The organism is Streptomyces sp. NPDC093089, from assembly GCF_044754405.1.
Taxonomy (GTDB): domain Bacteria; phylum Actinomycetota; class Actinomycetes; order Streptomycetales; family Streptomycetaceae; genus Streptomyces.
Window position 1 is genome coordinate 363,361 of record NZ_JBIVPA010000007.1, and the last position, 12,568, is coordinate 375,928.

The 12,568-nt window shown below is 73.3% G+C and carries 10 protein-coding genes and 1 pseudogene; 3 read left to right on the plus strand and 8 right to left on the minus strand.

Features of this window, described 5'->3' with window-relative positions; genetic code table 11:
• Nucleotides 1–236 precede the first annotated feature (236 nt).
• Nucleotides 237–953: a TetR/AcrR family transcriptional regulator gene (locus ACIQFX_RS18905; RefSeq protein ID WP_402464426.1), complete on the minus strand. Its 717-nt coding sequence runs from the start codon at nt 951–953 to the stop codon at nt 237–239.
• Nucleotides 954–1,075: 122 nt separating this feature from the next.
• Here ACIQFX_RS18905 and ACIQFX_RS18910 point away from each other — a divergent pair, with 122 nt between their 5' ends.
• The 3 genes and pseudogenes from ACIQFX_RS18910 to ACIQFX_RS18920 form a co-directional block, all read left to right on the plus strand.
• The gene (locus tag ACIQFX_RS18910) at nt 1,076–2,014 is read left to right on the plus strand and encodes a DMT family transporter (protein WP_402464429.1); all 939 of its coding nucleotides are present in this window, start codon (nt 1,076–1,078) and stop codon (nt 2,012–2,014) included.
• Between the two features lie 57 nt (nt 2,015–2,071).
• Entirely contained in the window at nt 2,072–2,773 is a 702-nt protein-coding gene (locus ACIQFX_RS18915) for a DsbA family protein (RefSeq protein ID WP_402464431.1), read from the plus strand.
• Nucleotides 2,704–2,997 (plus strand): annotated as a pseudogene (locus ACIQFX_RS18920) (DUF6190 family protein); the annotation flags it as partial. The gene ACIQFX_RS18915 and the pseudogene ACIQFX_RS18920, both read left to right, overlap by 70 nt.
• A 108-nt stretch (nt 2,998–3,105) precedes the next feature.
• Here the strand turns inward: ACIQFX_RS18920 and ACIQFX_RS18925 are convergent.
• The 7 genes from ACIQFX_RS18925 to ACIQFX_RS18955 all read right to left on the minus strand — a co-directional run bounded on the left by ACIQFX_RS18925 (nt 3,106) and on the right by ACIQFX_RS18955 (nt 12,539).
• Nucleotides 3,106–4,188, minus strand: coding sequence for a Zn-dependent alcohol dehydrogenase (locus ACIQFX_RS18925; protein WP_402464433.1), 1,083 nt, complete (start codon nt 4,186–4,188; stop codon nt 3,106–3,108).
• Between the two features lie 143 nt (nt 4,189–4,331).
• Nucleotides 4,332–5,723: an aldehyde dehydrogenase family protein gene (locus ACIQFX_RS18930; RefSeq protein WP_402464435.1), complete on the minus strand. Its 1,392-nt coding sequence runs from the start codon at nt 5,721–5,723 to the stop codon at nt 4,332–4,334.
• 345 nt (nt 5,724–6,068) lie between these two features.
• A complete protein-coding gene (locus tag ACIQFX_RS18935) occupies nt 6,069–6,824 on the minus strand; it encodes a class F sortase (RefSeq protein WP_402464437.1) in 756 nt (251 codons plus the stop codon).
• On the minus strand, nt 6,811–7,461 hold the full coding sequence (locus ACIQFX_RS18940) for a hypothetical protein (RefSeq protein WP_402464439.1): 651 nt from the start codon (nt 7,459–7,461) through the stop codon (nt 6,811–6,813). The genes ACIQFX_RS18935 and ACIQFX_RS18940 overlap by 14 nt, the downstream gene beginning before the upstream one ends.
• A 324-nt stretch (nt 7,462–7,785) precedes the next feature.
• A complete protein-coding gene (locus tag ACIQFX_RS18945; RefSeq protein ID WP_402464441.1) occupies nt 7,786–9,174 on the minus strand; it encodes a CitMHS family transporter in 1,389 nt (462 codons plus the stop codon).
• A 235-nt stretch (nt 9,175–9,409) separates the two neighbouring features.
• Nucleotides 9,410–11,611 (minus strand): molybdopterin oxidoreductase family protein, encoded by a 2,202-nt coding sequence (locus tag ACIQFX_RS18950; RefSeq protein WP_402464443.1) that lies wholly within the window; start codon nt 11,609–11,611, stop codon nt 9,410–9,412.
• A gap of 202 nt (nt 11,612–11,813) precedes the next feature.
• Nucleotides 11,814–12,539 carry a TetR family transcriptional regulator gene (locus tag ACIQFX_RS18955; RefSeq protein ID WP_402464445.1) on the minus strand — a complete coding sequence of 242 codons (726 nt, stop codon included), beginning with the start codon at nt 12,537–12,539 and terminating at the stop codon, nt 11,814–11,816.
• Nucleotides 12,540–12,568 lie beyond the last annotated feature (29 nt).

A 12,568-nucleotide genomic window follows, 5' to 3' on the forward strand; every position in this document is an offset into this window, starting at 1 on the left:
CCCACACGGGCCGACGCGAGCCGCCACGGCCGCCGTCCCCGCACCGATCCGCTCGAACTCGCCCGGGCGATCAAGGTGCTTCAGGGCATGGCCGACAGACGATGCCGTGTGCCAGGGCGGCGGTATGGATGGGCAGTCCGAGAGCCCGGAACCCTGGTCCGCGCTCGGGTACGAGGGACCGAGCCCGGCGTCAGCCTCCGGACGGCCGTCGGCACCCGCACGTCAACGCACCACCCTCAGCCCCCGCCCCCACCACTGCCCACGTCCCCGTCCCGATCCCCGCTTCCGTCGCCAGGTGCCAGGAGTCGGCGGGCGAAGGTCGTCAGGGAGTGGCCGATGCGCTCGGTCGACAGGCCGAGTTCGTGCCGCTGGAAGCGGAAGAGTTCGGGGGACAGGGGGCTGAGGGCGATGTCGATCAGCGGGTCGGGGTCGCGGACGCCGTGGGCGACGAGCAGCGTGCGGACGTGGACGCGCCAGAAGCCGTAGGCGCCCGTGCGGAAGCGCGCGGGGCCGGTCTCCGCGCCGAGTGCCAGCGGGAGGTGACGCTCCAGCAGGTCGAGCATGGCCAGGTAGAAGGCGGCGAGGCGTTCGCCCGCGGGCGCGCCGGGGCCGAGCGGCGGGGGGCCGTAGATGAGCTGGCCCTGGAGGTGGCGCTCGTGCTCGTCGAGGAGTGCCACGGCGACCGACGAGGGGTCGGGGAAGCTCCGGTAGAGCGTGGCGCGGCCGACGCCCGCGGCCTTGGCGATCCGGTCCATGGTGACCGTCCGCGGGTCCTGTTCGGCTTCGGCGAAGAGCCGCTCGGCCGCGGCGAGGATCTGGGCGCGGTTGCGCTCCGCGTCCGCCCGTCGCCGCGGGGCGACCGGCTGCTCGTCCGCGGCCTGCAGATCTCCCAGGAGCCCGCCGACCCGGTGCACGGAGGCGGCTCCACGTCCACGCCGCTCGTCGTCGCTCATGGATCAGACCCTACTTCCCCTCAAGCCAAGTGGACACCTTGTCCGCTTTGCTTGCCGCATGGCATGCTAAACGGACGCAGCGTCCACTTACCTGATCGCCATCCCGCCCCAGGGAGATCCAGATGCACACCGCGCTTCTCGCCGCGGCCCTGCTGGTCGGCTGTCTCCTGGCCGTCCAGGCCTCGGTGAACCTCCAGCTCAACTCGGCCGTCGGCACCCCGTACGGCGCCTCGACCATCCAGCTCGGCGTCGCGACCGGCCTGCTCGCCGTGCTCGCGGTGGCCACCGGCGCGCTGGGCGCGCTGGGCGCGCTGCCCGACGTGGAGCCCTGGCAGCTGCTCGGCGGACTCGCCAGTCCGCTGTACATCACCAGCGGCATCCTGCTCTTCCCCCGGCTCGGCGCCCTCGCCGCCGTCGGGCTCTTCGTGACGGGCCAGATGTTCGCCTCGCTCGCCCTCGACCTCTTCGGCCTGCTCGGGCTCGAACAGAAGGACCTCGGCGCCGGGATCGTCATCGGCGCCCCGGCCGTGCTCGCCGGCATCGTCGTGATCATCCGGGGCATGAAGGCGGCGGCCCCTCCCGGAGCCCCCCGGATGTCGAGCGCCGGCCGCACGGGCTGGCTAACCCTCGGCGTGGTGGCCGGCGGCGTCCTGCCGGTGCAGGGCGCGGTCAACGCCCAGCTGCGCGCCCGGCTCGAGGAGCCCCTCAGCGTCGCCGTGATCAGCTTCGCCGTCGCGACCTTCACGATCGCGGTGGTCCTGCTCGTGCTGTACGCGACCCGGCGCACCCCGAAGCCCAGGATCGCCCCGCTGAAGCGGATGCCCTGGTGGGGCTGGCTGGGTGGCGCCTGCGCCGCCGCCTACGTCACCGGCACCTTCCTGCTCATCCCGTCGATCGGCGCGGCGGTGACGATCGCGCTCACGGTGACCGGGCAGCAGCTCACGTCGGCACTGATCGACCACAAGGGCCTGTTCAAGCTCCCCCGACGCTCCCTGACGAAGCCGCGCGCCCTGGGCCTCGCCCTGCTGGTCACCGGCTCCCTGACCATCCAGCTCGTCTGAGGACGCACCACCGGAACCGACACACGACCGGAACCGACACACGACCCGAGGAGAACCATGCCCGACCCGACCGCCGCCGACCTGACCCCGCCGCGCGGAGTCGTCACCGTCTTCTCCGACATCTGGTGTTCCTTCGCCCACATCGCCGTCCACCGGCTGCACGCCACCCGCGCCCGCCTCGGCCTGGAGGACCGGGTCTCCTTCGACCTGCGCGCCTTCCCGCTGGAACTGCTGAACGACGCCCCGAGCCCCCGCCCGGGCACGGACAGCGAGGTGGCGCGGATGGGGAGCCTCGAGCCGGCCGCCGGCTGGCAGTTGTGGCAGGCCAAGGACTGGCTGTACCCCTCGACGACGCTGCCCGCCCTGGAGGCGGTCCTCGCCGCGAAGGAGCAGGGGCTGCACGCGTCCGAGCAGCTCGACCTGGGGCTCCGCCGGGCGTTCTGGGCCGAGTCCCGCTGCATCAGCAACCGGAAGGTGATCCTGGACGTGGCAGCGGACACCGGCGTGGTCGACGTCGGCGCGCTGACCGAGGCGCTGGACGACGGGCGGGCCCGCCGAACGCTCGCCGACCACGCGGCCGTGTCCCGGACGGACCGGGTGAACTGCAGCCCGCACCTCTTCCTGCCCGACGGCTCCGACCACGCCAACCCGGGCATCGACGTGGGCTGGGAGGGCGCGTACGGCATCGGCTGGCCGGTGATCGCCTCGGACGACCCGAAGGTGTACGAGGACATCCTGACGCGGGCCGCCGCCGAGTAGCGGAGAAGCCGCCTCGGCGGCCGTACGGCGAGGGGGACGTCCGCCGGGCCTTGACCGCACCCGGGCTCGACGGACTGCCCTCCCATGAACGGATCGTCCTCGCGCAGGTCATCGGCAAGGGGGGCGTGCTCCGCACAGCGAGCCCCCGGCTGCTCCGTACACCCGGACTTCCCGTCGGACCGATCGTGCGGGAGGGCCCTCGACACCCGGTCGAGGAACCCTCGTTCCCCGCCCACCCGGAGGAGTACCCCCAGCGGCCGCCGGCCCCGGCGGTCGCGGGACGGGCGGTCGCGGGACGGGCGGTCGCGGGACGGGCGGTCGCGGGACGGGCGTCAGGGGAAGATCACCAGCGCCCGGCCGCCCTTGCCGGCGAGCATGTTCTCGAAGGCGCCCGGGATGCCGTCGAGGGTGATCCGCTCGGTGACGAGGGCGCCGAGGTCGAGGCGGCCGGCCCGGATGTGCCCGGCGAGGACCGGCAGGTCCTCGGCCGGGTTCGAGTTGCCGTAGACGCAGCCGGCCAGGGTGCGGCCCCAGTGGAAGATCTCCAGGGCGCTGAAGGTGACCTGCTGGTCCTTGCCTCCGATGCCGACGACCGTGGTGCGGCCGCCGCGCCGGGTGGACTCCCAGGCGGTACGGATGGTGACGGCGCGGCCGACGCACTCGACGGCCACGTCGACGCCCTGGCCGCCGGTCAGCTTCCTGATGTCCTTCGCCGTGGTCTCGGAGGCCACGACGTACTCGGTGGCTCCCGCCGCCCTGGCCAGCGCCTCCTTCTCCGGGGAGACGTCGACCGCCACGATCGTCGACGCGCCTGCGATCCGGGCGGCCTGGAGGGTGGCGAGGCCCACTCCGCCGACGCCGAACACGGCGACGGTCTCGCCCTCCCGGACCCGGGCGGAGTGGTGGACCGCGCCCCAGCCGGTGAGCACGGCGCAGCCGAGGAGGGCCGCGTCGGCGAGCGGCACGCTGTCGGGGACGGGCAGGACGCAGTTCGCGGCGACGACCGTCTCCTCGGCGAAGGCGGCGACGTTGAGCCCGGGGTGGAGCTCGGTGCCGTCCGCCGTGCGGGCGTGGATGTTCGCCGCGCCGGTCAGGGCGTTCACGCAGAGCCAGACCTCGCCGAGCGAGCAGGGGTGGCAGTTGCCGCAGGACGGCGCCCAGTTGAGGACGACGCCGTCGCCGGGGGCGACGTGGGTGACCCCGTCGCCGACGGAGACGACCGTGCCGGCGCCCTCGTGGCCGAGGACGGCCGGTACGGGCACGCGCATGGTGCCGTTCGAGAGCGACAGGTCGGAGTGGCAGACCCCGGCGGCGGCGAGCCGGACGCGGACCTGGCCGGGGCCGGGCTCGGGGAGTTCGATGCCGGTGATCTCCAGGGGAGAGCCGACGGCGGGCAGGACGGCGGCGCGGATCACGCTCGTTGCTCCTTCTGCGCTCGGGAGGTCAGGACTGTCGGGAGGCCGGGACTGACGGGAGGCCGGGACTGACGGGAGGCCGGGACTGCTGAAAGTCGGGACTGCTGGAGTCAGGACCGTCGGAAGCCAGGCCTCCCGGGAGGTCAGAACTGGAGGGACTTGGTCTGGAGGTACTCGGCGAGGCCGTGCGCGCCGAGCTCCCGGCCCACGCCGGACTGCTTGTAACCGCCGAAGGGGGCCAGCGGGTTGAAGCGGCCGCCGTTGATGTCGACCTGGCCGGTGTCCATGCGGCGGGCGAAGGCGACGGCCGCCTCGGGCTCGCCCCAGACGGCGCCGGCGAGGCCGTACTCGGTGCCGTTGGCGATGGCCAGGGCGTCGGCCTCGTCCTCGTACCGGAGGATGGAGACGACCGGTCCGAAGATCTCCTCCCGGGCGATGGTCATGTCCGGGGTGACGTCGGCGAAGACGGTCGGGGAGACGTAGTACCCGGTCTCGCGCGGTGCGTCGGGGCCGCCGGCGACGAGGCGGGCGCCCTCCTCGATGCCCTTCTCGATGTAGCCGCGGACGCGTTCGCGCTGCTTCGCGTTGACGAGGGGGCCGACGCGCTCGCCGGGGACGTACTTGGCGACGGCCTCGGCGGCGAGCGCCACCGCCTCCTCGTAGCGGTCGGCGGGGACGAGCATCCGGGTCCAGGCGCTGCACGTCTGGCCGGAGTTGGACATGACGTTGGCGATGCCGACGGCGACGGCCTTGGGGAGGTCGGCGCTCGGCAGGATCACGTTGGCGGACTTGCCGCCGAGTTCGAGGGCGACCCGCTTGACGGCCCCGCCCGCGAGCGCGCCGATGCGGCGGCCGACGGCGGTGGAGCCGGTGAAGGAGACGAGGTCCACGTCCGGGTGCTCGGCGAGCGCCTGGCCCGCGACGGGACCGAGGCCGGTCACCAGGTTGAAGACGCCGGCGGGCAGGCCCGCCTCGTGCGCGGCCTCGGCGAAGAGCTGGGCGGTGAGCGGGGTGTCCTCGGCGGGCTTGAGGACGGTGGTGCAGCCGGCGGCGAGGGCCGGGGCGACCTTGGCGACGATCTGGTGGAGCGGGTAGTTCCACGGGGTGATCGCGGCGACGACGCCGATCGGCTCGGCGTAGACGGTGGAGTTGCGGATCTTCTCCTCGAAGGAGTGAGTGGCGGCGAGTTCGGCGTACGAGCCGGCCACGGCGATCGGCAGGCCCGTGTGCACGGCGGCGGCGAGCTGCGGCGGGGCGCCGAGTTCGGCGGTGACGGTGGCGGCGATCTCCTCCGCACGGGCGGTGAGCGCGTCGCGCAGCGCGGCGATCCGGGCTCCGCGCTCGGCGGGCGGGGTGGCCGCCCAGCCGGGGAGCGCGGCGCGGGCGGCGCGTACGGCGGCGTCGACGTCTTCAGCGGTGCCGGCCGGAACGTGGCCGATGACCTGCTCGTCCGCCGGGTTGATCACCGGGATGGTGTCCGTGGACGACGCGGGCCGCCACTCCCCGCCGATGTACATCGCGTCGTGGGCCTTCATCCGCTGTCTCCTCACGTTGCCGGTTCCCCGTCCGCAACAAACTAGCGCCGTTAGTTTTTCGGCGCCAGGGTCCACCGGAGTGCCCCCGGTCTCACCCGGCGGCGCGCCACGGCACCGCTCGATCGTGCCGCCCCGCCCCACGGGCTGTCCACGTCCACCCGGCACAGCCGTGCACCCCCGGAACTGGCGGATCCCCCCTTGCCCGCCGGGACGGAGACTTGCCCGCCGGGGCGGAGACGGGGAACGGTCCGAGCCGGTCGCTTCCGGTACGGGCGGCGCCTTACGCACGACACGCCCCGCCCGACGGAGCGGCTGGATCCGTCGGGCGGGGCGTGGCCTCGGGGGTCAGATCTTCTGGGCGAGGTCCGTGAGGTGGGCGAAGACGACGATGTTCGCCTCGTAGCCGGTACGGCGGTCGAAGGCTCCGCCGCAGGTGAGCAGGCGCAGTTCGGGCCGCCCGGTGGGGCCGTACACCTCCTTGTCGGGAAAGTCGGCCTTGGCGTACGTGCGCACGCGGTCGACCGTGAAGACGGCGACCTTGCCGTCGGCGCGGGCGACCCGGATGGTGTTTCCGGCGCTGAGGGAGTCGAGGTTGAGGAAGACGGCGGGCCCGGTGTGGGTGTCGCGGTGGCCGACGACGACGGCCGTGCCGCGTTCGCCGGGGGTGACGCCCTTCGCGTACCAGCCGACGACCCGGGGGTTGTCGACGGGCGGCGTGGCGAGCCGCCCCTTGCCGTCGATGCCGAGTTCGATCACCGGGGCCTCGACGGTGATGGCGGGGACGGCCAGGAGGGTGGGGCGCGAACGGGACAGCGGCGCGGGCGGGGGCGCCGGCCGGGGCTGCGGCACGGCCTTCGGCCGGGCCTCGGGCTTCGCCTTGTGGTCCACGACGACGGGGGCTCCGGCCGTCGCGCCGGCCGCACCGGCCCGGCCCGCCCCGCCGGGCGCGGCCGGGCCGGCGGCGAGCGGCGGGTCGGCCGGCTCGCCGTCGTCGGCCCACCAGACGCCCCCGGCGACCAGGACCGCGACCACCGCCACGGTCCTGGTCAGCCGGAGGATCCGCCGCCTGCGTCGCGTGAGGCGGGACCTACGCGGCGCCATTGCCGCGGCGGCGCGAACGGCGGATCAGGACCAGTCCGGCCGTGCCGGCGAGGGCGGCGGCGACGGCTGCCCCGATGCCGAAGGCGGACGAGTCCTCGGCGGCGATCTCCGCGCTGCCGCCGCCGCCCGCGCCGACCGGGCCGTGCGGGGGCCTGCCGTGACCGGGGCCGCCGGGGCCGCCGTTCGGCGGGCTGGTCGGCGGGTTGCTCGGGTTGGTGATGACGTCACCGGGGCACTCGACCTTGAAGACCTTCTGCTTGCCCGCGCCGCTCTGCCCCTCGAAGGTCCAGACGAGCTTGTACTGACCGCCGGGCAGCGACAGCGTCCCGGTGTGGCCCGTGCCCGTGGCGAGGGTGATCTGACCACTGAGGGTGGGGTCGTCCGCCTTGGGTGGCTGGGGCGTGATCTCCCAGTCGACTTCCTGGAGCGTGTCGAAGTTGAAGGCCGCGAGGTAGAACCTGCAGACCTTCGGCTCGTTTCTCTGGTCGTCGACGGGCGTGCCGACCTTGTGGATCTTCACGTCGCCGTTGTCGCCGGGGGCGGCGTACGCCGCGGGCGCGCCCGCCAGGGCGAGGCTGCCGAACGCGAGTGCGGCTGCGGCGGTGGCGGCGAGGGGTCGGACGGTACGAGCGGGCATGCGGGTCCCTCCGGAGGGAGATCGTCAGACGGATTAGCCGATAATCGGACAATTTGTCACCGATTAACCACGGAAGGTGGCGACATGCGTGCACCCTCCCCCGAAGTCGCCCGTCCGGCGCACACCCGGGCGCGATGACGGACCCGGGGTCCGCTCGCCATCTTGGAGAGGGCGACGGGCCCGGGCACGAGTACGGACACGTCCGCGGGCGCGGGTCCGCTCGCCGGACCGGACACGGCGACGGGCCCGGACACCGTTGCCGGTCCGGACCCGTCCCCCGCATCGGAGGATGCCGCTCCTCGTCGGAGGGTTCCGCTCCTCGCGTCAGATGATCCCGAAGAGGATCCCGGCCGCCAGCACGACCAGCGAGGTCAGCGCGGCCCACTTCACCGTGAACCGGGTGTGGTCGCCGAACTCCACCTTCGCCATGCCGACGAGCACGTACACCGCCGGCACCAGCGGGCTCGACATGTGCAGGGCCTGCCCGACCAGCGAGGCGCGGGCGATCTCCAGCGGCGACACCCCGTGGGCCGCGCCCGCCTCGGCAAGGACCGGCACCACGCCGAAGTAGAAGCCGTCGTTCGACATGAAGTACGTCAGCGGGATGCTCAGCACACCGGTGACCAGGCCCATGTGCGGGCCCATGCCCTCGGGGATGGCGCCGACGAGCCAGTCGGCCATGTGCTTGACCATGCCCGTACCGGTGAGGACACCGGTGAAGACGGCGGCGGCGAAGACCATGCCGGCGACGTTGAGGACGTTGTCGGCGTGGGCGGCTATACGGGCCTTCTGCTCGGCCATGTTCGGGTAGTTCACGGTGAGCGCGAGGGCGGCGCCGAGCAGGAACAGGACCGGGATCGGCAGCAGTTCGAGGATCATCGCGGCGAGCAGCGCGACGGTCAGGCCGGCGTTGAACCAGTAGAACTTGGGCCGGAGCGTCGCACGGTTCGGGTCGAGCCCCTGGAAGCCGCCGGCCGCCGGGGCGCTGGTGGAGGTGCCGGGGGAGGCGCCAGTGGAGCCCGTACCGGTGGAGCCCGTACCGCCCGCCGCGACCAGGGCGGTCTCGGTCTCCGGCTCAAGGACCTCGTCGAGGGTGAGGTAGCCGATCCGCTTCCGCTCACGGCGGCCGAGGACGTACGCGAGGGCGAAGACGAAGAGCAGGCCCATGCCGAGCGCGGGGATCATCGGGACGAAGATGTCGGCGGCGTCGAGCTTGAGCGCGGTCGCGGCGCGGGCCGTGGGGCCGCCCCAGGGCAGGGTGTTCATGACGCCGTTGGCCGTGGCGGCGACACCCGTCATGACGACCAGGCTCATGCCGAGCCGCTTGTAGAGCGGATACATCGCCGAAACGGTGATCATGAAGGTGGTGGAGCCGTCGCCGTCCAGGGAGACGATCGCGGCGAGTACCGCGGTGCCCACGACGACGCGCACGGGGTCGGCCTTGCAGAAGCGCAGGATGCCCCGGACGATCGGGTCGAACAGGCCGACGTCGATCATGACGCCGAAGTAGACGATCGCGAACATCAGCATCGCGGCCGTCGGCGCCAGTTTGCCGACGCCTTCGATGACGTAGTCGCCGAGCTGGGCCCCCTGCCCGACCGCGACGCAGAAGAGCGCGGGGATCAGCACGAGCGCCGCGATCGGCGACATCTTTTTCATCATGATCAGAACCAGGAAGGTCGCGATCATGGCGAAACCGAGGACGGTCAGCATGGAGGACACCTCACGTTCACCCTTGAACTGCCGCCGAGCGGCGGTCCGGATGACGGTAGGTGTCCGCTTCTGCCGTTAACAAGACGTTGACGCGTGAGCAATACGAGCAAAACCCCAGGTCACAGCAAGGGTCGCGACACGGGCCAGGCCCAGCCCAGCCCGGTCGGGTCAGGTCAGGTCAGGTCAGGTCAGGTCAGGAGTCACGGCAGAAGCCACAGCGGGGTCACGGCAGGGGTCACGGCAGGGGCGACACCTCGACGGGGAAGCCGTTCAGGACGGCGGTGCCGGAGAGGGGGTCGATCCGGGAGCCGTCGAGCAGCTGGTTGACGTTGACACCGGGGCGCGCGGACGCGACGGCGAGCCGGGTGCCCGGCCGGTCGTGCCCCCAGCCGTGCGGAAGGCTCACCACCCCGGGCCGCACCCCGTCGGTGACCTCCACCGGCACCTCGACCTCCCCGCCCTCCCCCGTGACCCGGGCGAGACCGCCGTCGGTGAGCCGGAGCCGTTCCGCGTCCGCCGGATGCACCTGGAGGGTGCAGCGGTTCGATCCGCCGCCGAGCGCCGGGGTGTTGTGCAGCCAGCTGTTGTTCGAGCGCAGGTGCCTCCGGCCGACGAGCTGGAGGGTGCCCGGCTCCGGTACGGCGTGGAGCGCGGCCCGCAACCGCGGCAGGTCGGCGGCGAGGGGCGCGGGGAACAGTTCGATCCGTCCGCTGCGGGTCTTGAGGAGCTGCGGGACCCGCGGCTTCAGCGGCCCGAGGTCGATGCCGTGCGGGTGGGCCTTCAGCTCGTCGAGGGTGAGCCCGTACGGGCCGAGGCGCAGCATCAGGTCGAGCCGCCGCTCGGGGCCGGTGTCGCCGGAGAGTCCGGCCGCGAACTCCTTGGGGTCGGCGCCGTACGCGGGCGAGTGCTCCTGGGTCACGGCCCTGGCGAGCGTCATGTCGATCGCCAGCTCGTCGACGGCGGACGGCGGAGCCCCGTCCGGCCCGGTCACGGCGAGGATCAGCCGGGCGTGGATCTCGCACTCGTCCATGCGGTCCGCTTCGAGGGGGACGGCGGCCGGCGTGTAGCGGACCTGGTCGCGGACGGCGAAGCCGTTGAAGGCGAAGTCGAAGTGGGCGCTTCGGGAGGGCGGCGGCGGGGGCAGCAGGACGTCGGCGTGGCGGCTGGTCTCGTTGAGGTACGGGTCGACGGCGATCATGAGGTCGAGGGAGGCGAGGGCCTTGTCGAGACGGTCGCCGTCGGGCGCGGACAGGACCGGGTTGGCGGCAACGGTGATCACCGCCCTGATGCGCCCCTCCCCCGGCGTCTCGATCTCCTCGGCGAGCGCGACCAGCGGCAGTTCGCCCTTGGCCTCGGGGTGGTGCGAGACCCGGCTGTGCCGGCGGCCGAGGGCGAAGCCCTTCCCCGGTCCGGCGGGGCGCGGGGCGGGCGTGGTGGCGGAGAGCGGGAAGAGGGCGCCGCCGGGGCGGTCGAGGTTGCCGGTGAGGATGTTCAGGACGTCGACGAGCCAGTTGCCGAGGGTGCCGTAGGCGACGGTGGAGCTGCCCATCCGCCCGTACACGGCGGCGGTGGGTGCGGCGGCGAGTTCGCGGGCGAGGGTGCGGATCGTGGCCGCGTCCACGTCGCAGGCGGCGGCGACCGCCTCGGGGCTGAACTCCCGTGTCGCGGCCCGCACCTCGTCCACCCCTTCGACGTGGGCCGCGAGCGGGCCGAGGTCGGTGAGGTCCTCCTCGAAGAGGGTGTGGACGAGGGCGGCGAGGAGGAGCGCGTCGGCGCCGGGGCGGATCGCGACGTGCCGGTCGGCGAGGCGTGCGGTGCGGGTGCGCCGGGGGTCGACGACGGTGAGGGTGCCGCCGCGGCGGCGCAGTGCCTTGAGCCTGCCCGGGAAGTCGGGGGCGGTGCAGAGGCTTCCGTTGGAGTCCAGCGGGTTGGCCCCGAGGACGAGCAGGTGGTCGGTGCGGTCCAGGTCCGGCACGGGGATGGCGAAGGGGTCCCCGAAGAGCAGGCCGCTGGAGACGTGCTTGGGCATCTGGTCGAGCGTGGACGCGGTGAAGAGGTTCCGCGTCCGCAAGGCGCCGATCAGCAGGGGCGGGTAGAGGGCGCCGGCGAACGTGTGCACGTTGGGGTTGCCCAGGACGATACCCACGGCATCCGGCCCGTACTCCTCGATCAGCGGTCGGATTCGGGCGGCGATCGTGTCGAACGCCTCCGCCCAGGTGGCCTCCTGGAGTCTGCCGTCCTTCCGGACCAGCGGGCCGCGCAGCCGGTCCGGATCGCCGTCGACCTCGGGGAAGGCCGCGCCCTTGGGGCAGACGAACCCCTGGCTGAAGACGTCGTCGCGGTCGCCCCGCGCCCCCGTCACACGGTCCCCGTCGAGGGTCAGGACCAGTCCGCAGGTCGCTTCGCAGAGGGGGCAGATGCGCAGGGCGGTGGACATGGCGTCTCCCTGGGGCGGCGTCGGGCGGCGGGTGGCGCCGAGCATACCGACCGGTAGGGACGTACGGGAGGGGTGCGCGGGAGTGTTGTACGGGAAGGCCCCGAGCGGGCGGCGCACGCCCGGCCTGCCCCGTGGGGCCTGTGACGGCACGGGGCCCACGGGACCCATGGGGCTTATAGGACCTATGGGCGCACCATGAGGGCTAGGACGACAATGAGGGCGCCAAGTAGGCGTGAAGCAGGTGTCGCGTCTCGTCGACGAGCGCCGGATCACCCGCGGGGTCGACCCGGAAGGCGAGCCGGACGAGGGCGTCGGCGGTCTCGACGCCGACGAGGACCTTCCGCCGCAGGTCGTCGTCGGCGGTCCGGCCGAGGTGGGCGGCGAGGAGCGCGCAAATCCGCTCGGCGACCAGGCGGTTGGGGTCCTCGACGAAGCCGTCGGCCCCGTCCGCCCTCTCCCCCGCACCCTCGTCCGGCTCCGCACCCTCGTCCGGCTCCGGGGCGTCGTCGGGCGGCGTGGCGTCGTCGGGCGCCGTGACAGGCACCCCGAAGTCGACGAGCGCGAACCCCGGGACGGTCCGCTTCATCGCGATGAACTCGTCGAGGACGCCGTCGATCGCCCCGTGGGCGTCGAGGAGCGGTGTCGCCTCGAAGCGGGTGGAGATCCGCTCGGCGTACTCGTCGAGGTTTCGGTGGGCCAGGGCGGCGACCATCGCCCGCTTGTTGCCGAAGAAGCGGTAGACGGAGCCGATGGGGACGCCGGCGCGGACGGCGACGGCGCGGGTGCTCAGCTGCTCGTACCCGGTCTCGTCGAGGAGCGCGGCGCAGGCGTCGAGGATGCGGGCGAGCCGCTCGGCGCTGCGCTGCTGCACGGGGGTGCGGCGGAGCACCGGGGGCGTCTGGGGGCTGGTCTGGGGCACGGGGACCATGATGCCGCTCCGATCGGGGGTCGGGCGAA

Excerpts from the sequence above, each read along its gene's own strand:
- ACIQFX_RS18905 (WP_402464426.1), bottom strand. The coding sequence starts at position 953 with ATGAGCGACGACGAGCGGCGTGGACGTGGAGCCGCCTCCGTGCACCGG.
- ACIQFX_RS18910 (WP_402464429.1), top strand. The coding sequence starts at position 1,076 with ATGCACACCGCGCTTCTCGCCGCGGCCCTGCTGGTCGGCTGTCTCCTG.
- ACIQFX_RS18915 (WP_402464431.1), top strand. The coding sequence starts at position 2,072 with ATGCCCGACCCGACCGCCGCCGACCTGACCCCGCCGCGCGGAGTCGTC.
- ACIQFX_RS18930 (WP_402464435.1), bottom strand. The coding sequence starts at position 5,723 with ATGAAGGCCCACGACGCGATGTACATCGGCGGGGAGTGGCGGCCCGCG.
- ACIQFX_RS18935 (WP_402464437.1), bottom strand. The coding sequence starts at position 6,824 with ATGGCGCCGCGTAGGTCCCGCCTCACGCGACGCAGGCGGCGGATCCTC.
- ACIQFX_RS18940 (WP_402464439.1), bottom strand. The coding sequence starts at position 7,461 with ATGCCCGCTCGTACCGTCCGACCCCTCGCCGCCACCGCCGCAGCCGCA.
- ACIQFX_RS18945 (WP_402464441.1), bottom strand. The coding sequence starts at position 9,174 with ATGCTGACCGTCCTCGGTTTCGCCATGATCGCGACCTTCCTGGTTCTG.
- ACIQFX_RS18950 (WP_402464443.1), bottom strand. The coding sequence starts at position 11,611 with ATGTCCACCGCCCTGCGCATCTGCCCCCTCTGCGAAGCGACCTGCGGA.
- ACIQFX_RS18955 (WP_402464445.1), bottom strand. The coding sequence starts at position 12,539 with ATGGTCCCCGTGCCCCAGACCAGCCCCCAGACGCCCCCGGTGCTCCGC.